Here is a 26,040-nt window from a genome sequence, read left to right as displayed (position 1 = left end):
GCGACTAGCCTTATCCATAATGTACGTACATCCGTACGATCAATCAAGGGAGAGGGCGTCCGTACACCTCGGCACGTGTCCTTGCACCACCTGCTCGAACGCCGGAATGACCTTCCAGCACGACTGCTGTGGATGCAGTGCACCTGGCCTCAATGACCACCAATGTCGTGACCACACGGCTCGCGCCCACACCGACGTCGAGCTGAACCACCCCGGCACCAACCGAAATCGAGACAGCTCACCGAGCTCGTGTCTCGAACAGGAGGACCACATGTCCGCGCACACCATCGACCACAAAGTCGCGATCATCGGCGGAGGCAACGCCGGTATTTCGCTCGCGGCACGTCTGCGGCGAGCAGGAATGACCGACATCGGCATCATCGAGCCGGCAGAGACCCACTACTACCAACCTTTGTGGACGCTCGTCGGTGGAGGCCGCGCCCCGGCCGCGGAAAGTGCGCGTAGCGAGGCGTCGGTGATGCCCCAGGGCGTCGGCTGGATCAAGGATCGCGCCGAGGGGGTCGACCCGGATGCCCAGACGGTCAGCACCTCCTCGGGAACTACGATCCATTACGACCACCTGGTGGTGTGCCCCGGCATCCAGCTCGACTGGGACTCCGTGCCCGGTATGGCCGAATCGATCGACACCCCGCAGGTCTCGAGCAACTACCGCTACGATCTCGCACCCAAGACGTGGCAGATGATTCAGAAGATGCGGTCGGGCACCGCAGTGTTCACGATGCCGTCCGGCCCCATCAAATGCGCGGGTGCCCCGCAGAAGATCGCGTACCTCGCGGCCGACTACTGGCGAGAGCAGGGCGTGCTCGACGCCATCCGAGTTGTCCTCGTCCTACCCACACCCGGAATGTTCGGGGTACCGGTGTTCGCCGAGGAGCTCGAACGAGTCGTGGCGCGCTACGGCATCGAGGTGCGCAAGAACAGCGAAGTCACCGCCGTCGACCCGGACGGCCGATCGGTGACGATCACTGATAACAGCGCAGGTACCACCGACGAGCTACCCTACGACCTGCTCCACGTCGTACCGCGCCAATCCGCACCGGACTGGATCAAGGCCAGCCCCATAGCGGACCCCGAGAATCCAGCCGGATACGTCCAGATCGACAAGAACACACTGCGGCACAGTCGATTCGACAACGTCTTCGCCCTCGGTGACGCCGGATCGTCACCGAACTCCAAGACCGGTGCCGCCATCCGCAAGCAAGCACCCGTGGTCGCCGAGAACCTGCAGGCGAGCATCGCCGGCCGTCCACTGACCGCACAGTACGGCGGGTACGCCTCCTGCCCCTTGACCACCTCTCGCAAGACGATGCTTCTGGCCGAGTTCGACTACACGATGCAGCCGGCCCCCTCGATACCGCTGATCGACACCACCCGCGAACGCCGCGACATGTGGTTCCTCAAGAGACGCGGACTGCCGGCGTTGTATTGGAATGCCATTCTCACCGGCCGAGCGTGAACGGTCGACCGCCGCACAGTTACGACCGCGAGGGCGACCTGAGCCACTACCGGTCGGTGTTCGAGGCCATAGAACGCCGCGTGATACCGGAGGTCGTGGTCACCCGGATCACGCCGTATCTGCTCGTTCTGGTGTCGGCGGCCGTGCTCGGCGTGGTGCTTCCACACACCGGCGGCGCCCATGGATACGACGTTCTTCTACGCACCGCACACGCCGACGCGGAATCAGCCGGGGTTTTGGCGACGCTGTTCACCGCATTCAGCGTCACGTTCACCGCTGCGGTGGCCTCGATCGCGCGTCTGGTTCGGCGGTTTCGATGGGCCGCTCTGGCATTGGCGGGCAATGGCGTCACCACAGTCTTCGGTGTGCTTGCGATCTGGGCGCGTCAGTCACTGGCACCGACGCAGACGTTCGCAGGCCCATCGACAGGCCTGTATCTGGGTGCGGTGGCCGCGTTGCTCTCCACTGTTCTCTGGGCACGTGTGGTGTTCACCCGCCCGGACGAGCAGCCCGGTCCAGCGCACAGGGGCTGACACGTCGCGGGCCCGATCACCCCACCTCGAACCGGCTACCCTGCCTCGCTCCGATCACCCCCGTGCATCGATGCGGGGGTGATCGGACCGTTGTCAGGCGAGGGCGAGAAAGAGCTTCTCGAGCTCGGCCTCGGTCATCTTCTCCCCTGTTTCCGCTCCGGTGATGCACTCACGGAGTCCGGTGGCGACGATCTTGAAGCCTGCCCGGTCGAGAGCCTTCGATACCGCGGCCAGTTGCGTGACGACGTCCTTGCAGTCCCGGCCGCTCTCGATCATCGAGATCACTCCTGCGAGCTGACCCTGCGCACGCCGCAAACGGTTCAATACCAATGCGATGCTTTCGGTGTCACCGGTCATGTCGTTCAGTCCTTCGTTCGATGAAACTCCAGTTTACCCCTAGGGGTAAGGGTGGTCGTGGTGGCCGAAGCCGAACGGCCTCGGCCACCACTGTGTTGCTCGAGATCGGTGACACTCAGCTGTGCGAGAAGCCGATCTTGGGCAGTACTGCTCGTAGCCACGTGGGTGACCACCATGCGGCGTGGCCGGTCAGGCGCAGGAGAACCGGCAGCAGAACCAAGCGGATGAGAATGGCGTCCAACAGTACGGCGACACCCAGAATGATGCCCATCTCCTTGGGTGGCAGTGGTTCGGCGAGCGCGAACGAGAAGAACACCGCGATCATCACCGCGGCCGCCGCGAAGATAACCCGTCCCGAGTGCGCCATTCCGTCGACCTGAGAACCGTGTGGATCACCGGTGTTCTCGTAGTGTTCCTTGACGCTCGACAGCAGAAACACCGTGTAGTCCATCGCAATTGCGAAGATCATCGCGAAGAAGAACACCGGTCCCCAGCCGTTCAGGAAGCCCTGCGGGGTGAATCCGAGCAGCGACGAGCCGTGACCGTCTTGGAAGATCAGCTTGGCCACACCGAAGGCCGCTCCGGTGGACAGCAGGCTGACCACCGTGCCGAGCAGGGCGATCAGCGGTGCCTGCAGCGCAATCAGCAGCAACAGGAATCCGAGCACGAGGATCACCGACACCACGATCGGCAGATACTCGTTCAACGCAGACTGCAGATCCAGGTTCTCCGCCGGTGCACCGCCGACGATCGCACCCTCGGGCAGCTCGGCGCGCAAGGCGTCGAGCGTGGTCTCGAGTGCGGGGTCCGACGGGTCCACGTTCGGGATCGCCTGCAGCATGACGAAGTCGGATCCGTCCATGGCGGGCATCGGCGGCGTCACCATCGATACGCCGGCCACGCTCGCTGCGATCTGCGCGGTCTGCTCCGCCTCCGCCGTGGGGGCGATGATCTGCAGCATGCCTGGTGCACCCTCACCCATCTGCGCCTGCACCAATTCGTAGCCCTGCCGGACCGGAGCATCCTCGGGCACAACCGAAATGGACGGCATGGCGACCTTCAGACCCAGCGCCGGAATCGACAGCGCCACCAGAATCAACAGCGAACCGATGGCGAACGGCCACGGATGCTTGTGCAACAACTGACCCCAGGACGCGAACTTCGGCGAGCGATGCACCTGTCGCTTCGCGTACGGGAGGGACCCGGCATTGACCTTCGGTCCGAGCTTGCCCAGAACTGCGGGAAGCAGGGTGAGTGTGGCAGCGAGCACGAACACCACCGCGAGCATGATGCCCACCGCCATCGTGCGCACAGCAGGTGCAGGTACCAGGAGTACGGCCGACAAACTGATCAACACTGTCAGTCCCGACAGCAGGACGGCTTTGCCTGCCGTATCCATGGTTTCGGCCACCGCGCGTCGTGAGTCGATTCGTCCGGCGTCGATCGTCTTCCGCAGGGCATCCCGGAATCGCACGACGAGGAACAGCGCGTAGTCGATACCGAGCGCCAGCGCGAACATCATCGCAAAGTTCATGGCCCACACCGAGATCGGCGTGATCTCGTTCAGCAGAACCAGACCACCCGCGGATGCAACCAGACCGGCCAGCGTCAACAGCAGAGGCAGGCCCGCAGCGACGAGCGAACCGAATGCGAGCACCATAATCGCCAACGTGACCGGCCAGGAGATGATTTCGGCCTTGATCATCGCGTCGTGGTTGGCCTTGTTGAAGTCACTCCACAGCGCGGAGGCTCCCGTCGGGTAGACCTCTATCGAATCCGTGGAGGCCGCGGTCAACTCGCCTTTGAGATCGTCGACCGCCTTCACCATCTCGTCGGTCGTCCCGTTCGCTCCACCGATGAGGATTCCGGTGTGCCCGTCCGGGCTGATCGACATCCCCGGTTGCGGGGCGATGACCTCGGAAATTCGCGAGTCGGCGGCCAGAATGTCGGTGACCTCGGAAATGACAGCTGCCACAGCAGGATCGGTCACCTGCTCGGTGTCCGAGTGCACGACCACCTGTATCGCGGCCGAGGAGTTCCCACCGAAATGCTCCTGGGCAAGTTCCCGAACCTGGACCGACTCCGATCCGTTGGATTGCCAGCCGGCACCGGCGAGAGAGCCGAACACCGACGGGGCAAATGCTCCCAATCCGATGATGACCACGAGCCACGCCGTCACCACCCACTTGAAATTGCCGGCCATGCGCGCACCGAAGCGCGCCAACGGCCCGCCGGTGATCCCTGGCGGCGAGCTGTCTGCAGAACTCTCGTCGGTTCGAACGTCCGTAGAACTCACATCATGTCCTTACTGGTCGGGAAGATGGAGGAACCCTAGCATGGTACCCCGGGGGGTATGCTGAATGTTGACACCTACCCCCTGGGGTATACATGTGGTGCCGCACCACACTCACAGAATCGAGGACCGAACTCATGTCATGCACCGACACCCTCACCGGCCCCGGCGGACCGAGTATCGAACGCGCAGTCCCCGCACTGGCGGGCACCATGATCCTCGCCAGCCTCGCCGCCGGTTCCCTTCACAACCGCCGCTGGCATGCCCTGACAGCATTCGTCGGTGGCAATCTGCTGCTGTATTCTGCAGTCGGATGGTGCCCGGCCAGCTTGGCAATGCGGCGACTGGGGATGCGCCAGAGCACAATGACCCCGGCCCGGTGAACCGCTACAGGACCCGCCCTACGCCGTGGCAGTGGGTCGGCTACGCCTTCGGTCGTCCTCTTCCCTCGACCATGACGGACTGGGTGGCCCACGATCTGACGGGTGATCACGCCGTCGTTCGGCACCTCATTCGCGGCCAGGTTCCGTTTCTTCCCATCTACGCCGTGTTCATGTTCTTTCCGGGTGAGCTGTGGTTGCGTGGTGCCATGGTGCTTCTCGCGGTCCTGCTCTCGGTGTTCTTCACCGCCTCGTACATGGAAGAGAATCGGCAACGCCGCCTCGTGCGGCACATGCTGCCGCACGATCTGACGAACCCCCGCAAAGCGCAGGAATCGGAACTGGTCAAGAAGCGTTATCTCGCGGCGCACCCCGAGTCCGGGGCCTCACGCACCGCCGCGGCACCCATCGCTCCCGGCCGGGAGCACTGAGCGATGGTCGTCGATCCAACGCACCGTCTCGCCCGGTGGCAGCGATTCTGGGACAAGCAAGCGGCCGGTTACGACAAGCACATGACCTTTCTCGACCGAGTCCTCTTCCGCGACACCAGGTCCTGGATCTGCAGTCGCGCCCGAGGCCAGGTTCTCGAGGTCGCAGTGGGAACTGGACTCAATCTCGAGCACTACCCGGCAGGGACGTCGTTGACCGGAATCGAGTTGAGCCCGGACATGCTCGCGCAGGCGCATACTCGGGCCGCCGGCGTCAGACCCGACGCTCGCCTAGCTCTCGGGGACGCTCACGCTCTGGATTTTCCCGATGCATCTTTCGACACCGTGGTGTGCACGTTCTCGCTCTGCGCCATCCCCGCCACGGACATCGCGCTCGCGGAAATGTCGCGAGTGCTGCGTCCAGGTGGAACGTTGCTCCTCGCCGATCACGTCGCCTCGTCGATCCGGCCGGTTCGATGGATCCAACGCCTTCTGGAACTGGTGAGCGTCCCGGTCGGTGGCGAGCACTTTCTGCGCCGGCCCTCGCTCGCGATCGCCGGTGACGAGAGCTTCTCCATCGAGGACATCGACCGGTTCACTCTCGGTCTCGTCGAGCGTCTTCACGCCCGAAAGGTGTCCTGAACGGGCAATTACGATGGCCGCGGCACGAATTGCCGGCCACGCCCCGGTACATCGGTCTCGACGAACTCGAGAAGTCGTTTTTTACAGTCCACCCACGCTTGTCGCGCGCCCACGGCGAGCGACCCAGGAAGTAGGGCCAACGAGATCAGCACACCGGTACTTCGCGACGACGCCGAGACACTGGAACGACTGTCAGTTTCAGAAGACGGCTGCACGATGTCAGAAGTGCACTGCAGTGCAACTCCGAGTTCTCGAGCACACGTCCGGCCGTATCCAGTGAGCGCTGCGATCCCTGACTGGATAGCGCATTGATGGTCAAATTTCGCATCAAGTTTTACTGGCCGTCGGTGAGCTGCGGGTCTAGCGTCGCGGCCGGCCATGGACGGCTGTTGTCGCGCGAAGTGCTCGATCGGACACTTGCGGCATGGGCGGCGAGAAAGTTGTCGACGATTTGGATGCAGTCGTCGGTGTGGATGTGGCGCAGTCCTGTGAGGCGAGCGAACACTATCGGTCCGAGGAGCTGAATGAGGGCGAAGGTGGTGTCGAGCTCGCCGAGCACATCGCGGGCGTCAGGGGCCGTCAGGATCTGATCCAGGGACTTGCGGTATTGCTCTATGACACGTGCCCGAAGTGAGACCACCGCGCCAGGATCGAGATCGCGCCGGCTGGCGTCGCCGCTGTTGACGGGTCCCATTGCCAGCCAGGCCAGCGTGGTCATCTGCACCGGAGCTTGGTCGATGAGGTCGGCTTGGGTGGTGAGCAACGAAATCAGACGTTCGCGTAGCGGACCGGTATCGATATCGGTGTCGACTGGGGGTAGTAGTCGCTCGAAGGTTGCCGCGAGCAGGTCGGTGGTACTTCCGAAGTGTCGGTACAGCGTGGCACGCGCAACCTTCGACATGCGGGTGACCGCCTCCACGGTGACCGCCTCGACACCGCCGGTGGACAGCAGCTGACCGGCAGCTTCGAGTAACCGGTTACGTGAGCGCGCCAGCCGGGGATCGGCCGGGCCCTCGGCTGCAACGAGAGGGTCGACCATGAACGGGCTCCGCTCCATTTGACTGACAAAATATCTCCTCGCATGACCATTCTGTCACACCCACAGAGTTATGATACTAATAGTCTCGTACCGAGACGACCGGTCTCGAACTGGGAGGCTGGCCATGAACGAACGTGGATCCGACTCTGCCGGCGTCGCTCGATGGAGCGGCGCCCAGTGGTGGATGTTGATTGTGTCGTGCATGGCGGTCGCGTTGGTGGTGGCCGCAATGGCGGCATTGTATTCAGCGTTGCCACAGATCGCGGTCGCGACAGGGGCGACGCAAGCTCAACTTACCTGGATAGTCGACGGTTATACGTTGGTATTGGCGTGCTTCGTTCTGCCTGCCGGTGCGATCGGTGATCGTTACGGTCGCCGGGGGGTGCTCGTGGCGGGGTTGGCGTTGTTCGCTTTCGCGTCGGCATTGCCCTTGTTTCTTGCTGACCCGGCGTGGCTGATCGCTGCTCGCGCGTTGGCTGGGGCGGGTGCGGCGCTGGTCATGCCCTCGACGCTGTCGATACTGACCGCGGGATTTCCACCGGCGCATCGCGGTCGCGCTGTAGGGGTGTGGGCCGGGGTTGCTGGATCCGGGGCGGTCCTGGGCATCCTCGGGGCTGGAGTGCTGCTCGAGCAGTGGTCGTGGACCTCGGTGTTCGTCGGGTTGACCGTCGCCGGAGCGGTTCTGGCCGGGTTGGCATGCAGTATCGCGGAGTCCCGCCAGCAGGAGCATCCACCGGTCGATTGGGTGGGCGCTGTGACCGTAGTTGTGGCAGTCGGGGCGATCGTCTTCGCTGTGATCGAGGTTCCGGCCCGTGGCTGGTCGGATTCGCTCGTCGCCATCAGCACTGCGGTGGGCTTGTTCGCAGTTGTGGTGTTCGTCGTCGTAGAACTACGTTCCTCGGCACCGCTACTCGATGTCCGGTTGTTCGCCCGCCGTGGTTTCGGTGCCGGCGCGCTGTCTGTCTGTATCCAATTTCTGGTGACCTTCGGGGTGTTCTTGCTGTTGGTGCAGTATCTGCAGTTGATTCTCGGTTATGGACCGCTCACCGCCGCGTTGGCGTTGACCCCTATGGTCGTGCCGCTCATCGTGATCTCGGTGATTGCACCCTGGCTGTCGAACATTGTTGGGCTGCGGGTGATGACCACTGTAGGTCTGCTCACCATCGCGGCGGGACTGGTGATGGTGAGCAGACTGACCGTCGCTGCGACTTACCCTGACCTGCTGTGGCCCCTGCTCATCATGAGCGCGGGTTTGGGGTTGTGTACCGCTCCTGCGACTTTCGCCATCGTCTCGGACACTCCAGAGGCCAAGCACGGGGTGGCTGCCGCGGTCAACGACGCGGCTCGCGAAATCGGTGCCGCGATTGGGATTGCGGTAGCCGGTAGCGTGCTCGCGGCCGGTTACGTTCAGCACATCCAGCCGGCTCTGCCCCAGCTACCCGAGCCAGCCCGTGGTCCGGTGGCCGATTCTCTGGCCGCCGCATTGCAGGTCGCCGACCGCGCAGGACCAGCTGGCCAGCCGCTGGCCGAGTTCGCCAAAGCCGCATTCGTACATGGAAGTGGTCAGGCGACACTGGCGTTGGCGGCCCTGACCGCCGCTGGGGCACTCGTGCTCGCCGTCGTTGCGCCAGGTAGACGCAGCCGAACGACAGCCACCGCGGGTGATGGACGTCGATGAGGTCGGCCAGGGTGTCTATTCTTCGGTGTGATTCGTGTCTGTGGCCCGGAGTTGAGCTCGGGCTTGGGACTGCATGAAGTGTTCGACCTCGACCACCACGAACAGGGCAGTAGCGGTGGCGACCGAGCGGCCCTGCGCATCGTCCATCGTGGCCGTGAGATCCAGTTTGCGCCCATCACGAGACCGAACGGCAGCACGCAACACGTAGGGAGTGCCGAGCAGAACCGGCGCTAGATAGTCGAGCTCGAGACGCCGCGTCACGGCGAGCTCACCCACTGTGTAGAGCAGGAAGCCGAACAGATCGTCGAGAACGGTCGCCACCGCGCCGCCGTGTGCTATCCCGGGTGCCCCGACATGACGTTGATCGAACACATGGTGAGCCACCACGCCGTTCTCGTCACGCTGGACCGACAGGGCGTGGCCGTGCGGGTTCTGCGGCCCACAACCAAGACAGTCGGGGTGGTGGGGCGGTAAATCAGGCGACTCGGAAGTCGTGCCCCAGAACGAGCGCACCCAGTTCTCGATAGTGGGGCCGGCCGACCCGCTGACCTCGTCCGGAATTCTCTTCATGGTCGGACCTCTCTGTCGTGAAAAAACTGTGCCGAGTCTGTCGCGTCTTCGTGCGCTCGGCCTGCACCGCTGTCAGTTTCGAAAGATAAACTGCACTATGTCAGAAGTGAACCGCACTAAAGGATCGACCAAGCCGACATAGCTTTAAAGAGAGAAGTGATCTGCCGCGAGGATTTCGGACCTGGAGATGACTATTCTGAGGCCGCGTTTGCGGACTGCCCGTAACTGAGTTCTTGTCTAGGGAACATTCCAGCCACCACGAAGGGCATCTCGCGAATGCAACTATCTCACACCCGACCTGCCTCGGCCGAATGCTGCGACGACCCCAATCTCTGCCGCTCCGCGGCGGCAGGCGAGGCCCGCGCGCCTCGCATCAAGATGACCGCGCTCTGAGGTCGATTTGTTGCGCCCAACGCTTGAAGGAGCGCGTCCAGCGCGATGTCCTCGTTATCGAATATCAAGATTGCATGGAGGTCGTCGCGGAGTGCGCAGCGGGCGCAGAAACGGGCTCGGTAGCGTTCGCCCTTCGTGGTTGCAGGCGTTCGCAGCGCAGGTCGAGCGCGATGCCGGCGCACTCTTGGCGCTGATCGCGGAGTTGAACCGTCAGATCGGCGACCTCGAAGCCGAACTGACCCGCCATTTTGGAACACACCCGGACGCTGACACGCAACGCCGCCGTCTACCTCTCCCTGCCAGGAATCGGTGTCATCCTCGCCGCCCGGGGCTCGGTGAATTCAGCGACGACGTCGACCGCTACACCAACGCCGAGTCTCGCAAGAATTACGCCGGTACGTCACCCCTACAGTTTCGTCGGGCAAGAAGCGGGCCGTACTGGCTCGACATATCCGCAACGGGCGGCTCTACGATGCCATCGACCGGTGGGCGTTCTGCGCCCTCAGCCAGAGTCCGGCCGCTCGCGCGTTCTACGACCAACACCGTGCTACCGGAGACCTCCACCACCAAGCGCTCCGCGCACTCGCCAACAGACTTGTCGGGCCACTGCACGGGTGCGTACGCCACTGCACCGAATACGACGAACACACCGCTTGGGCATACCGCACCGCGCAACAACCCGACGCAGCTTGACAAGGTACAATTCTGGGATATCTAGGGTGATTCAGTCCATTTTGTGGCGGGACGCGAAACCGGGATGGCTGAATGGCAGACTGCGTGAGAAGGCCACGCCTACGGTTGCGGCCGCGCCGTCGACGATCCCCCACGTCGTCTCTGATAGGTGTGCGGCGAAGAACGTATCGTCCACCCCTTGCTCACGACCGTTGTCGATCCACCACTGAGTCGCAGATAGACCAGAACCCAGAATGGACGCCACGGCCAAGGGAATGACCGAAGTATCTGCGTGAACACGCTGAAGACTTTCACTGAACCGATCGGCGACGACCTCCATCACCGACCTCAGTTCGTCAGCAACTCCGCCATTTCCCGATCCGGAGTACTGAAACAAGTGATTCGCCATAAGGAATCTGACGACCGTGGGATACCGCCCGACGATCGTGACGTAGCTCTGGACGGACGAGCGAACCATGTCGTCAACCGAAGCATAATCTTGGTCGGCGAGAATAGTGGCTTTCGCCGAATCCCACATCAACGCACCGAGTTTCGCCGCCACCGCCGCGTTCAAGCCCGCTTTGTCGCCAAAGTAGCGGTACAGCTTTGGTTTAGATACACGGGCCTCCGCAGCGATGTCGTCCATGCTGACGCCTGCACCATACCGTTCGATGATCCGTATGGTCGCGTCGACCAGCTGCGCGCGTACCTCGACTCTATGCTCATCCCAGCGGGTGCTACGGGCATCGGTAACTCGACGCTGCACCTGAGATGGAGTAAATGAAACGCGGCGGACGAATGACATTGTGGGGTTAACAATACCCTGAAGGGTCCTCTCAAGCGAGTCGGGCTGGAGAGCCGTTCGCTGAAACCTCTCGGTTCGCTCGCAGCGGTTCGGCACCCTCCCTCAAGCAGCCGATCGGCCGCCGGATCGCACCGTGTCGATCACATACACCGGCGGCACGACCGGAAAGCCGAAGGGAGCCATCGGAGGCTTCGGCATTGTTCACGATGACGCAGATTCAACTCTCCGGAGTGAGAATGGCCGGGTACCCTAAATTCTCGTTGTGCACCCCGCTGTCGCATGCTGGGGCTGCGTTCTTCGTGCCGACCCTGACGAAAGGCGGCCCGATGATGGTGCTGCCGAAGTTTTATCCGCCGAGGTGCTGCGCACCATCGACGCAAAAAAGATCACCGTGGCGATGCCATCGATGCTGTACGCCTCGATGGACCCCTCCCAACTCGGACACGCGCGGCCTGTCGACGATCGTGGCCGTCTCACGAGCTCATGTGTGTCCGGTCGACGGTTCAAAAGCCATCGCCTACCGTGGCTGCGTCCAATCGGGCCGCTGCTTCGTTGAAATAGTTTGGTGCCTCCATGTTGATCATGTGACCGATCTGTGGCAACGCCACGAACTCATGCAACCGGCGGCGCTGCTGCAGTCGGTCGGCGAGATCAATGGAATGAACCGCGGGTGTCAACTTGTCGGCCGAGCCCACGATCACGGTCGTCGGAACCGTAAGTGAGTCGATTCCTTTGCTTACATCGATGGTGGCCAGGACCCTGCCCCACATTCCCCGAACCGCAGGGGGGCACCGCAGTACTATGTCGGAACACTCAGCCACAACGTCTGCTGGCGCGTGTGGACCCATCGTCCCGTATTTCACCAACCGTCGGTTGAAGCGAGTGTCAAGCATCTCCGGTCCCGCGGTGGCGAGCCCGGCTGCGAATGCCCGCTCCAGTGAGGCGCGGAATCGACGTGGCGACCCAATTAGCGTCGATTTACTCACCAACTGCGAGGGGCCGGTACTCGCCAAGACGGCACCGCGGGATAAGACGGGCACCGACTCCGGGTGCTCGGCAGCCCAACCCATGATGGACATCCCGCCCATACTGTGACCGGTCACCAATGCCTTACGATTAGACGTGACAACAGCGCGCAAGACAGCCTCGAGATCGTCGCCGAGCACCGACGAAGAGAAGGGCGCGCGACCCCGGTCGCTCCAGCCATGCCCTCGTTGGTCATACACCACCACACGGTGTGTGGTGGCGAAGTGCTCGATCTGAGGTCTCCAGAACCGACCTTGGCAAGCCCACCCGTGGCTGAACACCAGCAGCGGCGCATCATCACCGAGCCCGTACTCCTCGACAAACAGCCTCGTGCCGTCACTGGAGAGAACCTCCCGCGACCGCCGCGACAATAGGCCAGCTTTCGAGGAGTCAGAGGTCATCGAAACTCACCGTCACAGCGTCGGTGAGCGGAAGTGCCTGGCACGCGAGTCGCTCGCCGTCCTCAATGTCGTCGTCTACGAGGATGTTGTTCTGCACCATCTCGACATCGCCATCGATGAGCTTGCACACACACGCGCTGCATGCGCCCTCTCGGCACGAGTACGGGGCATTGTGCCCTCGCGAGAGCAGCACATCGAGCAGAGGCGTGTTACGTGGCCACTCCGTGGTGATGCACTCTCCGTTCAGGTAAACCGTGGCCGTAGCTACACCCTCGTCGTCACTGAGTCGACGCAGTGTTGCGGTGTCGAACGGGTCACCCGTCAGCGACTGGAATACCTCTCGATGTACATCCGAATGATCCACTCCGCATGCGGCGGCAGAGCTTTCCACAAGATCCATGAAAGGGGAGGGCCCGCAGGTGAAAATTGCCGATCCCTTGTGTTCACGAATAATCTTTTCTACAGCCTCTGATGTGGGAATCCCGTTCTCCGACTCAAGCCAGTCAACCAAAGTGAACCGCTCGGCGAATTCAGATCTAATCTGCTCAAGCCGGCACTCGTACATGATCGAATCGGAGTCACGGTTTGCGTAGAACAGGACAACTTCCCCACTGCCCGACACCAGAGCCGACTGCACCAGCGACAGAACCGGAGTGATGCCGCTTCCGCCAGCGAAGAAGAGCAAGTCGACGTCGAGGCTCTTAGCGGTAAACTTTCCCGATGGCGTGAGGACGGTCACCTCCATGCCGATGGAAACGTTGTCACACAACCAATTCGACGCATACCCCCCAGCGGTGCGCTTCACCCCGATCTCGAGGCGGAAGTCATCGACATGAGGCGAACTGCTCAGCGAGTAGCATCGTGCGACGTGGCCCGTCTGGTCGGACGGGATCTTCAACGTAATGAACTGCCCGGGTAGATGCTTGAAATCGTCGACGATCTCGTCAGGCACTTCGAAGGCGATGCTCACGGAGTCCTTGGTCTCCTGCACGACCTCCGACACGGTCAGCGTTCGCGATCGCGCGGTGGTGCCCGGCCGATTCTCCTGTTCGAGGGTCATTTGATGATCCCCCGCTTACGAGCCAAGGCGTAGCCCGCGCGTGTGACAGGCGCAGAGATGTCCTGGTAGCGCGGACCGACAACGCGTGCGACAAAGTCGAAGCCACGTGCGTCTGCGCCGATCAGCACTCGGGGCTTCTTCTTGTCCATTCCCTTGAGGATGGCGCACGCAGCTTTCTCCGGAGTGGTCCTGGCGATGTTGTTGAACATCGAGGCAATGGTGGCGGTATCTGCCCCCATACCGGATACACCACGAGCGTTGTTGACGATATTAGTCTTGACGCCGCCGGGGTGAACGCATGTCACCGTGACCGGATGCCGACTGATTTTCATCTCTTGCCGAAGCGCTTCGGTGAAGCCACGCACACCGAACTTCGCGGCGTTGTAAGCGCTTTGACTGGGGATCCCGACCAGACCGAAGACGCTGGAGGTGTTTACCAGATGACCATCACCAGAGGCGATCAGATAAGGCAGGAACGCCTTGGTCCCGTTGACGACACCACCGAAGTTGATGCCCATCAGCCAGTCGAAATCCTCCCAGGACATGTCGACAACGTCGGCGCCGAGGGCGACGCCGGCATTGTTGAACACCATGTTGACGCGCCCGAAAGACGACTGCACGCTCTCTGCGTAAACCTGGAACGCAGCACGATCTGCCACGTCCAACACCGCGGTCTCCACGGTCGCACGATGCGCGGTACGGCACATGTCCGCCGTCTCCTCGAGATGCACTTCGTCGACGTCGGACAAGGCAAGGCTGGCCCCGCGTTCGGCCAGTTGGAGGGCAAGGGACCGACCGATCCCTGAGGCGGCTCCCGTGACGACTGCGACCTGGGTCGCGTAATTGCCTGCTGTCGAACTACTCACTGTCGGATACTCACTTCTCGATGACCTACGGTTGGATTGTCAGGCGATCTCGTACTCGGCGGGCTCGAAGTCTTTCGTCGCTCGCCAGTACTGCCAGGTGAACCCGGGCCACACCGTACGGTTGACACCTTGCGAGTCCAGATACCAACTCGTACATCCGCCGTTGGTCCACACGCCCTTGGCGAGCTTGTGTTGGATGCTCTTGTTGAAGTGTTCTTGAACCTCGGCCCGCACATCAACACGCTCCGCACCTCGACTGTCGACGGCGTCGATGGCCTTCATGATGTACTTGATCTGCTGCTCGATCATGAACACGACAGAGTTGTGCCCAAGACCCGTGTTAGGTCCGAGCAGGAAGAACAGGTTCGGGAAGCCCTCGGTGGTGATGCCGAGGTGGGTATTGATGCCCGTCCGGTGCCAGTGCGACGGCAAGTCCTCGCCCCGAGCGCCCTTGAGCGCGAGTTGATCGAACCCGTCCGTGACATGGAACCCTGTGGCGTAAATGATCACATCCACAGGGTGTGACACGCCGTCAGGGGTGACGATCGAATCGGCAGTGATCTTTTCGATCCGATCGCTGATCACTGTCGTGTTGGGGGCGGCGAGCGCAGGGTAGTAGTCGTTCGATCCCAGGATGCGCTTGCATCCGATGCGGTAGGACGGCATCAGCTTCCGGCGGAGCTCGGGGTCGGTGATAGAACGCTCGATGTTCCATTTCGCCACCTTTTCGATCGGTCGCATAAGGTTGGAGTGGCCGTTAAGCCCGAAGGCCAGGCTCTCTGCGCCCCAGTAGACCGACCACCGAGCGAGGCGGCGAGTAATAGGGATCTTGCTGAGCAGCGTCCGAAGTACCGGCGGCACCGCGAAGTTCTTGCGTGGAAGTACCCAAGCCGGGGTTCGCTGGAAGACCGTGAGTGTGCCGGCGTCCTTCTGCACGAACGGCACGAACTGAATCGCGCTGGCACCGGTGCCAATGACGGCCACCCGCTTGCCCTGGAGATCCACCGTGTGGTCCCACTGTGCCGAATGGAACGCCTGACCGGCGAACTCGTCGATTCCGGGGATATTCGGAAAATTCGGGATGTGCAGAGCGCCGACACCGGACACGATGTACTGCGCGACGTACTCCCGGCCCGACTCGGTACGCAGGTGCCACCGAGATTCGGACTCGCTCCAGTATCCGGAGACCAACTTCTGCCCGAAGTGGATCTTCTGAGTGACACCACGCTTGTTGGAGATATCTTTCAGGTACTGCTCGATTTCGGGCTGCGAGGACCACACCTTCGACCAGCTACCGCGACTCTCGAACGAGTAGGAGTACATCAGTGACGGTACGTCGCACGCGCATCCCGGATAGGTGTTGTCGCGCCACGTCCCACCGACGGAGTCGGCCTTTTCTAGAACGATGAAATCACTGTACCCGCGTCGGCGGAGCTGGACGGCCATACCGAGGCCAGAGAAGCCGCTGCCGATGATGAGAACTTTGGTAGTGATGGGCTCGGTTATTCCCGGGTCTGTCGCCGTGGCGGCGGACTTGGCGTTGGAGGACGGCATTGTGAAAATCTCCTGATCGAATGCAGAAAACGGACCCGCACGGCGCGCCGTGACGCGTGGCAGGTGTGGGAATGTCATCCGCCCAAGCCCACGAACCGAGGAATCCGGTCGTGGGGTCGAGGAATGGGCTGTGGGACGCGCGGACCGGGCCGGGCGTGTTAGCGCAGATCGTCGGGCAGGCTGCGCGTTGCGCGCCACATCGCCATCGTGAACTTCCCCTCCATCATTCCGGCCTCGTGGAAGAATCGGATCATCGGCTCGGACATGAACTGCAAGTTGACGCGATAGTTCGGGCTCGTCTGCTGCGCCCACAGGCCGCGCAGACGGCTGATTCCGACATCGGGATATACCTTCGGATTGATGAGCAACGGGTATGCAAAGTTCGCAATGGCCGCCAACGTGCCTCTATGCCAGGCGCGCGAGATGCGTCCGCGACGCTGCATCCCTTCCACCATTTCCAGCCGCGCGAACGTGATGTGACGGGCCTCTTCGAGAACGTGGATCTTCATGAGCTGGCGCAGCTGCGGCTGCATTTTCGGGTCATTCATCGCCTCGCGCTGAGCGCGGTCGAGGATCTCCTCGATGAGCAGAGTCGCGCCGGACACGGACGGGCCGAGAGGCACAAAGTGCAAGATCTTCGCGATGCTCAAGAACCCCTTCGGCAACTTGTACGGTGCCAGGCCCGTCTTGTTGATCAGTCGGGCGAACATCGTCGAGTGACGTGCCTCGTCGCCGATCTCGTTAAGGGCGTAGAGGGACCTTTGATCTGTCAGGGCGCCTTTGGCGGATGTTCGGAGCAGCGCCGAGCTGAGCAGATTCTCCGCGTAGATACCGAAGCTGAGGATGCTGACGATTTCGTGGCGCCCGAGTTCCGCCTTTTGCTCATCGCTCATTCTCTCCCACAGCTTGGTGCCGTAGAGCGAGACCCGATGCTCTGGCAGGTAGTACTTTCCTTCCTCCCAGGGTGAGTCCCAATCGATGTCGATCTCCGCGTCATAGAATTTTTCGGCCGCCGCCCGCAGCAGTCGGCCGGCAGATCTCTGCATGTCGACGGGCTTGCGGGCGCTGACACGCGCAGCGCCTTCCGTTGAGACGTCGGGCTTGGTCTCCACATTTTGAACGGTCATGTGACACCTCCGTTGCGTTCCGGGCCGAGCTGAGTCTCGACTTCATACCCGTACTCCGGGTACCAGATACTGATAGTGTCTGCGCCAATGCGTTCTTTTGTCAATGTTCGAAGTGAAGAAAGTGAGCCTTGCGTGTCTGACGACCACGATCTCGACTACTCCGGCGAGGGCACCTTGGTGTGCCGTGGCAAGGAGATTGCTGTCGGGGTGAAGATCAAAGGCTATTTCCAGCCCCTCAACGGCTTATACACCTGGTACGGCAGGATCGACAAGAATGATGCGCTCCACGCCGCCCTCTCGGGAAGGCGCACGGTTGCCGTCTTTGCGACACCAGAGGGACGCGCCGAGTGTGTCGTGGGCGACCCTGATTTCTGGGACCGCTATCGCATCTCGGGCACGAGCAGACCGCCGTACCACATCCCCACCACGCTCGAGGAAGTTGAGTCGATAGCAGAGAGTGAACATCAGGGTTGACCGACCCGCTTTGCGCCCTGGGGCGTTCCCCAGCATCCAGTCCGATAGCGCCCAGGCGGGTGAAGCAACGCCACCAGACGGCGCGCCGTGTCAGTGAACCGTCCCGGGTTTCTTGCCGCTCCTACGCTTGCAACATCTCCGGGCGGAGAGCCGATTCTTGACTGTGGTAGGCCTTCTCGAATTCGTCTGGTGTGAGGTAGTCGAGGGTGCTGTGGGAGGCGGCGTTGGTTGAACCAGTCGACCCATCCCATCGTGGCGAACTCGACATCGTCGATGGTCTTGAGCGGGCCGTTCAGGAACGGGCTTCTCTTCGATACTGCCTCGGTCTTGAACAACCCAATTGTGCTCTCGGCCAACGCATTGTCGTACGCATCCCGACACAGCGGATCGATGCCGCAATCCCCTCGCAACGCTGCCACCCGCGACGGCAAGCTCGAGTACCGCACATCAGTGGCGCAATGGAAAGCCGATCTTGCGGCAAGGCGACCCAAGGTAGCCAAACTCGTTGAACACGAACCTCTTCGAGAGTACGTGCAGGAAGTGCTCTCGGGCGTGATCCGCGACGAAAAGGGTGAGGTCTGATCATCGGGCTGGGCAGGTCCGCAGTGGGTACGCTTGTCGAACGCACCAGCAGATTCACCACGTTGCTGCATCTGCCACGTAAGGATGGGTACGGGGATGCGCCCCCGGTGAAGAACGGGCCGGCGTTGTCCGGTTACGGATCGGAGTCGGTCCGCGATGCACTCCAGGCTGCGATGACACCGCTGCCGGAGCACCTGCGCAGATCGGTGACCTGGGACCGCGGCGGAGCTTGCACGTCATGCGGAGTTGACCGCAGAAACCGGGATCCGTGTGTACTTCTGCGACCCGTACAGCCCCTGGCCGCGAGGAACGAACGAAAACACCAATGCATTGCTGCGACAATACTTTCCGAAGGGAACCGATCTCGCTCGATACCGTCGAAGTGACGTTCAGGCCGTGACGGATGCACTCAACAACCGCCCGCGCAAAACACATGGGTGGCGAACCCCAGCGGAAGTGCTTGCAGAGCAGATACGCTCGGCTTCACGGCACTGTGTTGCGACGACAGGTTGAATCCGCCCTGACGGCCGGCATCGCTGTGATGGATGAGCCCTGAGCCGACGCGGCGTCCACCGTGATCTCGTCGCCACAACGCCATCTTCAGCGCCGTGGTGACCATCGCTGTGTCTTTGACCGTCGGCACGGCGAGGAGGCCTGCAAAATCCCGACATTCCCGATTATGTCGGTGTTCGACCACTCGCAAACTGACCCGATCGAGGGGCACCCGCAACCCGAAGAGATCACCCAACTCCTCACCGGCGTCGACCCCGCCGACATCTCCGACATCTGCGACCGCGTCGAAGAATGAGTACCGTCCTGCATCTTGCTCTTCGTGGAACTCCTTCTGCGGAGCAGCCGTCTCATTCAGCTGGGCTATAGTCCTGAATTTGCCAGCCCTGGGCGGTTTTCGTTACGACCACCTTCAACAATGTCGGCAGTTCACTCGGTTGTGGATTCTGCACGTTCTGCGTCTTCTGGCTCGCGAAGACCATCACCGTGTATTCTCCGTCGGCGTCACCGGTGTCACCGGTGTCACCGGTGACGCTGGTGGCCAAAACGCGTCCCGACGCCTGCACCTGGGCCTGCTGGATGATCTGGGTCAGCGTCGGCCGAACCTCGTCGTACCGCTTGACTAGAGCCTCACCCGCGTCCTCTTTGACTGCCGCGAAAAAGGCGTCGGTGTTCTGGTAGCTGTAGGTCAGGGATCTGGTCGTGTAATCCGAGGCGGCCTTCGCCGCGGCGGCCCGTTGCGCGGCGTCGTTTTCCAATACCGACTTCGCTTCGTCGGCCTCGAGGTAGAGGTAGGCGAACACGCCGGCCAGCACAGCGAGCACCACGATCACGGCCGAAACCACCACGGCACGTGATCGCGGCGATGCTGACCAGCGGTGCCCACCTGGCGAGGGGGGGTCGACGTCGCTGTGTCCAGCCCTAGCCGTGGCTACGGCGGACGCGGCTGGGGCGTTTTCGTCCATCAGTAGATCGCCATCCGGCGTCGCTGCTGCCGCGCTGTCCTCGACCTCAGTGGGCTCGGGGTGCGGTTTCGTTCGGTCGTCATTTGTCATGTGGGACCTTCTGTGTACTTACGGTGACAGTCGCTTGCGGACGGGGCGTCACCGTAGTGGCGGCGACACGGTGACGGGGACCTCGGCGCGACCTGGTCGCGACGCCGGGAAAGTTCGGCCGAGGAGGTCGCCGATCGACCCGAAGTCGACGTATGTGTCGGCGACTTTCTCGGTCGCCGGTTTCACCGCCCGGGTGATCGTCAGCAGATCCGGCTGCAGGATCTGAATATAGCCGTTGAGCTTTTCCACAAGCTTCAACACGGGAGGCCACTTGTCGTACGAGGTGGTTGTGAACCTGATGAACGCCCGTTGAATCCGCGCCAGCCCGTTCACGGCGTCAGGGGTGCGTACAGATGCCGTACTGAGGACGTCCCCGGCATTGGACAAGAGGCCGAGCAGGAACTCGGCGTTGTCCGCGGTCACCCGGACGGACCCATCTTTGCCGACGAAATCGACTACACGGTGCATCATGTCGCCGATCGTGTCGAGGTCGTCCTGCCGTCCGGCGACGGCCTCGGCGACGGTCTTGTTGATGGACTCGATCGATTCCGGGTCGAGCCCATCTGCCACTGCAGCCAACTTTGGCAACACCTGGGGAACCGATTGCGACACGTGCACCGCGTCCGCGGGCACCACGTCTCCGTTATCGAAGTACCCACCGGTTGCCGTGCCCGCGGGCACGAAGTTGATGTACTGTTCCCCCGCGAGCGACAGATTCTGGATAGACATCTCGCTGTCCTGGGGGATCTTGTGGTCGGAATCGATCGTCATCTCGACCTTAATTGCCGAATCCGCGACGTTGATCGAGGACACCTTTCCGACGGGTACCCCCCGCACCATCACCGGCGATGTGTCCAGCAGACCGCCTGAGCTGTCGATGATGGCGGTTAACGAGTACTCGGAGCGGGTGGGGTTGATGTGTGCCACGCCGACGACGAGGTAGCCGAGCCCTACGACGAACACGACGGCGAGAGCCAGTATCGATATGAGCGTGCTGCTGCGGTTCACGGCATCATTCCGATTGATCTCAACACGGTTATGAAGGATTCGGCGTCACGCCGCGCTAGGTCCCGACCATCGATGGAGATGTCCGAGAGGTTAATGTCGGGCGACCGCACGAATGGAATGAGTTTGTCGCGGATGACGCTCGTTGCCTGCTCCGTGACGGACTTCGAGTAGATGTCGGAGTTGGCGATCGAATCGATCACCGGGGCGATCCCGGCCACTGACTCCTTGATCCGTAAGTACTCCGGATCCACGATCCTGCCCGCGGACACAGCGAAATCACGCAAGTTGGCGATGAGTAACGCGACCTCGATCAGGGAGTAGCCGAGGCCAGAAAAGTTGCGTCCGCCCTTGGTCAGCATCCGGTCGATTCCCGACGGATCGTCCAAGATCACTTTCAGAGTCTGATCAGCCGACCTCAACACTACGTCGAGTTTGTCGGTATTCGAGGAGACCTCCGAGACGGTCTCCAGCGTTGTCTGATACAGGGCGTCGAATTGCTGCAAGTCCTTGGGGAACGTGGTGTTCAATGTCGAGATCGCGGTGTGGATCTTGTCGAGCTCACCGCCGCCGAGGACATTCGACATCCCGCGCATGACGTCCTCGACATTTGCTGCCGGCTCGGTCCGTGCCAACGGGATCACCGAACCCGACCGCAGCAAGGCACCCGTCGACGGCTCGGCTGGGGGAAGGATGGCAACGTAGATCTCACCAAGGAGAGTGTCCTGACGTAGCTCAGCCCGCGATTCGCCCGGCAGCTGAGTCGTGTTGTCGATGCGAGCTTTCACGACCGCATGCCCGTTCTCGTACGTGACATCTTCGACGAACCCGACGCTGATTCCCCCCGAGAGAACTTTTGCGAGGGCAGGCAAGTTGAGTGCGCTGGTGAACTCCATCTGGATGTCGTAACCGTCCGCGTCGGAGGTCGCTATCGTCGGCGGATTGTCGGCGTTGATCCCACACGATGTTACGAAAACTATCGTTGCTATCAGTGCGACCACCATGGGTCCGAGGCATGCGCGATTTACCGAGATCATCAGGCCCCTCCCCCCATCATCCCTGCGATCGTCCTCGATACATCGCTGGACCCGCAGACTCCGTTTGCCACCGGCGCGGCGCAGCCACCGACCAGGCTTCGCAAAGGCAGCGACACTGCGAACGCCTGCACAATTGACTTGGCATCTGGGTGTTTCACGATGAGGTCTGCCGTGCGGGCTGCGATCGCTACCACTATGTCCGGCTGCTCTCCCATGTCGGCGATGAGCGGAACGGCAGCATCACCGATCGCGAATATCGGGGGACCGAAATCTGTTGCGAACCTCGAGAGGATCGGAACGAACGTCCCCGCGTACTCGACTGCCGCGCCGAAGGTCTGGCCGAACGCGATGATGACCTCGATGGCACCTACGAAGTTGTCGAAGAGGGCGGTCACCTCTTTGTCGTTCTCGGTTGCCACCCCCGTCAGTGCGGCGAGGTTCCCGACGATGCTGCGAATCTGCATATCCCGCTTTGCCGGGTCGTTGATGAGCGTGGCTGAGTCCTTGATGATCCCGGCCACGTCACCCTGCGTTCCTTCTAGATTGCGGGAGACGAGCTCGAGGGACTGCAAGATCGCGTCGGTGTTCCTGCCGTTGTCCTTGACCAGGTCCTCGGACAAGTTGCTGATCGAGTCGAGCGTCTGACTGATTCCCAGCGGGGTTCGCGTCTTACTCAACGGAATGCACTGATCCGTCTCGTATCGGGCTCCATCAGAGTACGGCTTGGTGAACTCGATTTGACGTTCGGTCACGATGGATGTCGACACCAGAGTCGCGCCGACGTCGGCGGGCAGCGGAACGCTCTTGTCGATCCGCATGTCGATCCTTACACCGGACTGATCACTATTCTGGTGCACCCCGACGACGCTGCCTATCTTCTTGCCGAGCATGGCTACTGTGTTGCCTTCGAAGAGGCCCGATGCGTCGGTGAACTCGGCACACAGGGAGCGCGTGTCGTCGGACACCCTTCCCCCGATTTCCACACTAGCGACCACCACAACCACCACGGCGATCAGGAGCAACAGTCTTCGGATCCATGTAGTCAACATTTGTCGTCACCACTCGGAATGCACACACGAACCTCTGGTTCTGTGGTAGTCGACGCACCGACCGGCGCCTGGAGGAGGACGCCGAGGCGCTGAGTGATCTGATCAACCTGGGCCAGGGCATCGGAGTAGCCTGGCAGCTCTGACGACACCTTGTCGAGGAGCGTCTTGTATTGTTGGACAGACGGTTCGATTCCATCGCTGTAAGCCACGAGCGGCCTCGTGAGAAGTTTGAACAGACGACTGAGAAGGTCGAACCCGCCGCGGACGTTCTCGATATCAGGTCCCAGCGTACTGGCAAGGAAGCTGAGTTGACGGAGAAAGTCGACCAGCACCTGCTTTTGATCGGCGAAAGCGTTGACGTATTCATCGGATAGAGCGACCGCTTTGTCGAGCTGACCGTACTGTCGCTCTAAGAGTTCCATCAAACTGCTGGTGTTCCTCAGTGCGTCGGGAATGTTTGTGTTGCCGTCGGAGAACGCATTCTGCAGCAGCGACGCAGTCTGACGGAGATCGACGCCCTTTACATCGCGGAACACCGGCGTCGTCGTCTCGAGCGTGTCCGAAATGTCGTAAGTACTCGATGTCTGAACAAGGGGGATCGCCCCCGACAGCGAGGTCGGTCCTGACCCTGGGTCCAGATCGAGAACTCGCCCGCCGATCGGCGTGATCAGGCGAACCGCTGCGGTGGCATCCGAACGGACTGGCACTGAGTCGTCGAGTCGAAATTCGACTGTGATAAACGTTCCCGCGAGGTCCACCGACGACACCGTTCCCTGTCTTATCCCCGCTATACGCACCTGATCACCCGACTCCAGCCCTCCGGTGTTGACCAGTTGAGCCGAGTACACCTTTTGGCCGGGCGGTGCGATATACACGGTCCCGGCGATTACCAGACCGACCACCACGGTCACCACCACCACAGCGGCGACGATGAGGTCGCGTCTGCGTTCGGACTGGTGATGCGGTCGATTTCGACTGAACAACCTCACTTACACACCACCAATCGTTGCCCCATAAGCGCAATCGTAGCTGTATCCGGCAGGGGCAGAAGGCCTTTCGAACATCGTGCCTCAGTCGGCGTGGAATTCGTCGAAGCGTTCAGCGAGTCCATAAGGGGCTTGAGCAGTACCGCGCCATTCAGTAGCCCCTCCAACTCCCCGGGTTCTCGCGCCAGACGCTGATAGATCGTCGCGAAACTCTGGTCGTACGTTGAGTCAAGTTGCTCCCCGGCGATGACAGTTTTCTCCATGGACCGGTTGACCTCGCCTAGCGACTCCCGCAACCGGTCACTCACGCGGCTGAAGGCGTCGACGATCGATCCCAGCTGGTCGACGAGTTCGACCAGCTGCGCCGAGCGGCCTTCGAGTTGGTCGGAGACCTGGCCGAGGCTCGTCACAATATTCGTGATGATCTCAGACCGCTGGTCCCCGTAGGCGGTGATGTTGGCGACCTGCTCCAGAACAGGCGATATACCCCTCCCATCACCTTGAGCAACGCGCAACAAGTTGGACTGCAGTTCATTGATCTCGTCGGCGTTAAGCGTGTCGAACACCGGCTTGAACCCGTTGAACAAGGTGGACACATCAAATGAGGGAACGGTCTTGTCGAGCGCCACCTGTGTAAGCGCCGCCCCCTGTGTCTTTCCCTGTGCCGCACCGATCAATTCGACATATCGCTGTCCGAGAAGATTCTGATAACGCACGGCGGCGGTGGTGCTCGACGTGATCGCGACGTCGTTGTTCAGGTGGAAATGAACGACCGCGGTGGGCCCTTTCAGGCCGATCGCCGTCACATAACCGACCTTTACTCCCGCCAAACGCACACCGTCGCGAGGCTTGAGCCCAGATGCATCGGAGAAGACCGCAGACCGTTCAGAACTCGCTCCGTCCGAGCTGGGTTCGAGGATGGCGATGATCACGTAGGTGAGAACGCCGATGACTGCGGCGAACGCGACGATCTTGACGATGGTGGGAATTAACGACTTGAGCTTCATCTTCTTGGTCCTCCTGCTGCAAGCGCGCTCTGCAGCGCAGGTGACGTCTGCACTACCAGGGCGACCTGAAGTTGTACTCGCTCGCCGACTTGCGGCGTGGCGTTGTCGATGCTGTCCAGGATCTGCGGGATGGTGTAAATGGTCTGCGCGAGTCCCGATGCCGATCTGGCGACCGGCCTCGCCAGATCGAGGCCGACGTCCAGTACCGAACTCAACGCCGGGTAGTTTTCGCTCAACAGTCCTCCCAGTCCCCCGAACAGAACCTCGCCGGTGCTGTTGAGGTTGCCTGTGGCCTGTTTGATGGCCTCGTCGGTGGCGAAGAAGTCAGCGACGTCGACGTTTATGAGGATGCCCGGAACGAACGGCGTCATGAAGTCGGCAACGCCCTGGGACAGGTCTGCCGCGATCGCCAAATCCTGGCCCACTGGCCGCTGTTGAACGTCCCGAGTGAGCTGCGCGATCTGGAACATGAGCTGGCCGGCATCGGCAAACGTTTGGGAATCGTCGACGACAAACTTCACCACAGAATTGAACGCCGGCTGATCGAGAGCATCGACCAGCTTCGAGAGTTTTCGAATCAGGGTCGATACCGAAGTGTGTTCGGACTGCAGCTTGCTCACATAGACGCTGCCGCCATCACGGATGAGGACTCCCCGCCCGGGGTCGACAATCTCCAGTGCCGTCGGCCCCAGCGCGCTGGCGGACGTGTAATTCACGGCCATGCCCTGACGCAACCGGATGTCGTCGTTCACTCCGGTGAGCTCGATTTTCACATTTACACTTTGGTCGCGCCCCGACACCGAGGACACCTTGCCCACCGTGAAGCCCCGATACTTCACCTCCGATCCGCCCTTCAACCCGTCACCAACCGCGTCGGTGGTGATCGTCACTGTCGTGTTGTCTTCATATTTTCCGGTCGCGTTGCCCGCCAGAAGATAGCCGGCAACCGTCACTACGACGAGAACCCCGATCCCGCGCAGGGTCAAGTTCGCCAGTGAGGGCGCGCGTCCTGATGGATCTTGAAATACAGCCAC

Annotated in this window: 27 protein-coding genes and 4 pseudogenes; 12 read left to right on the top strand and 19 right to left on the bottom strand. The window is 61.6% G+C overall.

Annotation, left to right across the window (positions count from 1 at the left end; translation table 11 throughout):
• The first annotated feature begins 271 nt into the window (after window positions 1–271).
• A complete protein-coding gene (locus tag ACSW29_RS30600; RefSeq protein ID WP_054186660.1) occupies window positions 272–1,477 on the top strand; it encodes an NAD(P)/FAD-dependent oxidoreductase in 1,206 nt (401 codons plus the stop codon).
• Complete coding sequence (locus ACSW29_RS30595; protein WP_042925977.1) at window positions 1,474–2,010, top strand: Rv2732c family membrane protein; 537 nt, start codon at window positions 1,474–1,476, stop codon at window positions 2,008–2,010. Before ACSW29_RS30600 ends, ACSW29_RS30595 begins: the two co-directional genes overlap by 4 nt.
• A gap of 93 nt (window positions 2,011–2,103) precedes the next feature.
• Here the strand turns inward: ACSW29_RS30595 and ACSW29_RS30590 are convergent, their stop codons facing one another.
• Together ACSW29_RS30590 and ACSW29_RS30585 are read right to left on the bottom strand one after the other, a co-directional pair.
• A complete protein-coding gene (locus ACSW29_RS30590) occupies window positions 2,104–2,367 on the bottom strand; it encodes a metal-sensitive transcriptional regulator (protein ID WP_042925979.1) in 264 nt (87 codons plus the stop codon).
• 115 nt (window positions 2,368–2,482) lie between these two features.
• On the bottom strand, window positions 2,483–4,663 hold the full coding sequence (locus ACSW29_RS30585; protein WP_054186659.1) for an MMPL family transporter: 2,181 nt from the start codon (window positions 4,661–4,663) through the stop codon (window positions 2,483–2,485).
• 134 nt (window positions 4,664–4,797) lie between these two features.
• Here ACSW29_RS30585 and ACSW29_RS30580 point away from each other — a divergent pair, with 134 nt between their 5' ends.
• The 3 genes from ACSW29_RS30580 to ACSW29_RS30570 are packed head-to-tail and all read left to right on the top strand — an operon-like array spanning window position 4,798 to window position 6,110.
• Window positions 4,798–5,043 (top strand): YgaP family membrane protein, encoded by a 246-nt coding sequence (locus tag ACSW29_RS30580; RefSeq protein ID WP_042926020.1) that lies wholly within the window; start codon window positions 4,798–4,800, stop codon window positions 5,041–5,043.
• On the top strand, window positions 5,040–5,471 hold the full coding sequence (locus ACSW29_RS30575; protein WP_042925988.1) for a DUF5313 family protein: 432 nt from the start codon (window positions 5,040–5,042) through the stop codon (window positions 5,469–5,471). Before ACSW29_RS30580 ends, ACSW29_RS30575 begins: the two co-directional genes overlap by 4 nt.
• Window positions 5,472–5,474: 3 nt before the next feature.
• Window positions 5,475–6,110: a class I SAM-dependent methyltransferase gene (locus ACSW29_RS30570; RefSeq protein WP_042925990.1), complete on the top strand. Its 636-nt coding sequence runs from the start codon at window positions 5,475–5,477 to the stop codon at window positions 6,108–6,110.
• 334 nt (window positions 6,111–6,444) lie between these two features.
• Here ACSW29_RS30570 and ACSW29_RS30565 read toward each other — a convergent pair whose 3' ends face one another.
• Complete coding sequence (locus ACSW29_RS30565) at window positions 6,445–7,149, bottom strand: TetR/AcrR family transcriptional regulator (protein WP_448278978.1); 705 nt, start codon at window positions 7,147–7,149, stop codon at window positions 6,445–6,447.
• A 124-nt stretch (window positions 7,150–7,273) separates the two neighbouring features.
• Between ACSW29_RS30565 and ACSW29_RS30560 the strand changes: the two genes are divergently transcribed.
• A complete protein-coding gene (locus tag ACSW29_RS30560; RefSeq protein WP_054827582.1) occupies window positions 7,274–8,827 on the top strand; it encodes an MFS transporter in 1,554 nt (517 codons plus the stop codon).
• Window positions 8,828–8,842: 15 nt separating this feature from the next.
• Here the strand turns inward: ACSW29_RS30560 and ACSW29_RS30555 are convergent, their stop codons facing one another.
• The gene (locus ACSW29_RS30555; RefSeq protein ID WP_115304718.1) at window positions 8,843–9,397 is read right to left on the bottom strand and encodes a PaaI family thioesterase; all 555 of its coding nucleotides are present in this window, start codon (window positions 9,395–9,397) and stop codon (window positions 8,843–8,845) included.
• 571 nt (window positions 9,398–9,968) lie between these two features.
• Between ACSW29_RS30555 and ACSW29_RS30550 the strand changes: the two are divergent.
• A pseudogene (locus tag ACSW29_RS30550) lies at window positions 9,969–10,483 on the top strand (transposase); the annotation flags it as partial.
• Between the two features lie 31 nt (window positions 10,484–10,514).
• Here ACSW29_RS30550 and ACSW29_RS30545 read toward each other — a convergent pair.
• On the bottom strand, window positions 10,515–11,267 hold the full coding sequence (locus ACSW29_RS30545) for a TetR/AcrR family transcriptional regulator (RefSeq protein WP_054827597.1): 753 nt from the start codon (window positions 11,265–11,267) through the stop codon (window positions 10,515–10,517).
• A 106-nt stretch (window positions 11,268–11,373) separates the two neighbouring features.
• Between ACSW29_RS30545 and ACSW29_RS30540 the strand changes: the two are divergent.
• Window positions 11,374–11,740: pseudogene (locus ACSW29_RS30540) on the top strand (AMP-binding protein); the annotation flags it as partial.
• Window positions 11,741–11,770: 30 nt separating this feature from the next.
• On the opposite strand, the gene ACSW29_RS30535 reads toward ACSW29_RS30540, so the two are convergent.
• The 5 genes from ACSW29_RS30535 to ACSW29_RS30515 form a co-directional block, all read right to left on the bottom strand.
• On the bottom strand, window positions 11,771–12,694 hold the full coding sequence (locus ACSW29_RS30535; RefSeq protein WP_027498239.1) for an alpha/beta fold hydrolase: 924 nt from the start codon (window positions 12,692–12,694) through the stop codon (window positions 11,771–11,773).
• Complete coding sequence (locus ACSW29_RS30530; RefSeq protein WP_115304719.1) at window positions 12,684–13,754, bottom strand: ferredoxin--NADP reductase; 1,071 nt, start codon at window positions 13,752–13,754, stop codon at window positions 12,684–12,686. The genes ACSW29_RS30535 and ACSW29_RS30530 overlap by 11 nt, the downstream gene beginning before the upstream one ends.
• Window positions 13,751–14,620 carry an SDR family NAD(P)-dependent oxidoreductase gene (locus tag ACSW29_RS30525; protein ID WP_115304720.1) on the bottom strand — a complete coding sequence of 290 codons (870 nt, stop codon included), beginning with the start codon at window positions 14,618–14,620 and terminating at the stop codon, window positions 13,751–13,753. The genes ACSW29_RS30530 and ACSW29_RS30525 overlap by 4 nt, the downstream gene beginning before the upstream one ends.
• A 39-nt stretch (window positions 14,621–14,659) precedes the next feature.
• Window positions 14,660–16,174, bottom strand: a complete 1,515-nt coding sequence (locus ACSW29_RS30520) for a flavin-containing monooxygenase (protein WP_027498242.1) — start codon at window positions 16,172–16,174, stop codon at window positions 14,660–14,662.
• 158 nt (window positions 16,175–16,332) lie between these two features.
• A complete protein-coding gene (locus ACSW29_RS30515) occupies window positions 16,333–17,301 on the bottom strand; it encodes an AurF N-oxygenase family protein (RefSeq protein WP_027498243.1) in 969 nt (322 codons plus the stop codon).
• Window positions 17,302–17,433: 132 nt separating this feature from the next.
• Between ACSW29_RS30515 and ACSW29_RS30510 the strand changes: the two genes are divergently transcribed.
• Window positions 17,434–17,775 (top strand): DUF4873 domain-containing protein, encoded by a 342-nt coding sequence (locus ACSW29_RS30510; protein ID WP_027498244.1) that lies wholly within the window; start codon window positions 17,434–17,436, stop codon window positions 17,773–17,775.
• 121 nt (window positions 17,776–17,896) lie between these two features.
• Here ACSW29_RS30510 and ACSW29_RS30505 read toward each other — a convergent pair.
• Window positions 17,897–18,149: pseudogene (locus ACSW29_RS30505) on the bottom strand (integrase core domain-containing protein); the annotation flags it as partial.
• On the opposite strand from ACSW29_RS30505, the gene ACSW29_RS30500 reads away from it, so the two are divergent.
• Window positions 18,103–18,357: a hypothetical protein gene (locus ACSW29_RS30500; RefSeq protein WP_448278980.1), complete on the top strand. Its 255-nt coding sequence runs from the start codon at window positions 18,103–18,105 to the stop codon at window positions 18,355–18,357. The pseudogene ACSW29_RS30505 and the gene ACSW29_RS30500 overlap by 47 nt on opposite strands.
• Window positions 18,354–18,870 (top strand): annotated as a pseudogene (locus ACSW29_RS30495) (IS30 family transposase); the annotation flags it as partial. The gene ACSW29_RS30500 and the pseudogene ACSW29_RS30495, both read left to right, overlap by 4 nt.
• On the opposite strand, the gene ACSW29_RS30490 reads toward ACSW29_RS30495, so the two are convergent.
• Window positions 18,767–19,000, bottom strand: a complete 234-nt coding sequence (locus tag ACSW29_RS30490) for a hypothetical protein (RefSeq protein WP_054827579.1) — start codon at window positions 18,998–19,000, stop codon at window positions 18,767–18,769. The pseudogene ACSW29_RS30495 and the gene ACSW29_RS30490 sit on opposite strands and share 104 nt — an antisense overlap.
• Before the next feature lie 36 nt (window positions 19,001–19,036).
• On the opposite strand from ACSW29_RS30490, the gene ACSW29_RS30485 reads away from it, so the two are divergent.
• On the top strand, window positions 19,037–19,165 hold the full coding sequence (locus ACSW29_RS30485) for a hypothetical protein (RefSeq protein WP_257216444.1): 129 nt from the start codon (window positions 19,037–19,039) through the stop codon (window positions 19,163–19,165).
• A 52-nt stretch (window positions 19,166–19,217) separates the two neighbouring features.
• Here the strand turns inward: ACSW29_RS30485 and ACSW29_RS30480 are convergent, their stop codons facing one another.
• The 7 genes from ACSW29_RS30480 to ACSW29_RS30450 all read right to left on the bottom strand — a co-directional run bounded on the left by ACSW29_RS30480 (window position 19,218) and on the right by ACSW29_RS30450 (window position 26,040).
• Window positions 19,218–19,700, bottom strand: a complete 483-nt coding sequence (locus ACSW29_RS30480) for a hypothetical protein (protein WP_448278977.1) — start codon at window positions 19,698–19,700, stop codon at window positions 19,218–19,220.
• Between the two features lie 270 nt (window positions 19,701–19,970).
• Window positions 19,971–20,930, bottom strand: a complete 960-nt coding sequence (locus ACSW29_RS30475) for an MlaD family protein (RefSeq protein ID WP_235172425.1) — start codon at window positions 20,928–20,930, stop codon at window positions 19,971–19,973.
• Window positions 20,927–21,964, bottom strand: a complete 1,038-nt coding sequence (locus tag ACSW29_RS30470; RefSeq protein ID WP_054827577.1) for an MlaD family protein — start codon at window positions 21,962–21,964, stop codon at window positions 20,927–20,929. The genes ACSW29_RS30475 and ACSW29_RS30470 overlap by 4 nt, the downstream gene beginning before the upstream one ends.
• Window positions 21,964–23,013 (bottom strand): MlaD family protein, encoded by a 1,050-nt coding sequence (locus ACSW29_RS30465; protein ID WP_054827576.1) that lies wholly within the window; start codon window positions 23,011–23,013, stop codon window positions 21,964–21,966. The genes ACSW29_RS30470 and ACSW29_RS30465 overlap by 1 nt, the downstream gene beginning before the upstream one ends.
• Window positions 23,007–24,002: an MlaD family protein gene (locus ACSW29_RS30460; protein ID WP_032370848.1), complete on the bottom strand. Its 996-nt coding sequence runs from the start codon at window positions 24,000–24,002 to the stop codon at window positions 23,007–23,009. Before ACSW29_RS30460 ends, ACSW29_RS30465 begins: the two co-directional genes overlap by 7 nt.
• A complete protein-coding gene (locus ACSW29_RS30455) occupies window positions 23,999–25,006 on the bottom strand; it encodes an MlaD family protein (RefSeq protein WP_115304722.1) in 1,008 nt (335 codons plus the stop codon). The genes ACSW29_RS30460 and ACSW29_RS30455 overlap by 4 nt, the downstream gene beginning before the upstream one ends.
• A complete protein-coding gene (locus tag ACSW29_RS30450; protein WP_032370846.1) occupies window positions 25,003–26,040 on the bottom strand; it encodes an MlaD family protein in 1,038 nt (345 codons plus the stop codon). The genes ACSW29_RS30455 and ACSW29_RS30450 overlap by 4 nt, the downstream gene beginning before the upstream one ends.

The organism is Rhodococcus sp. GB-02, from assembly GCF_053470465.1.
This window is presented reverse-complemented; position numbering and strand designations above follow the sequence as displayed.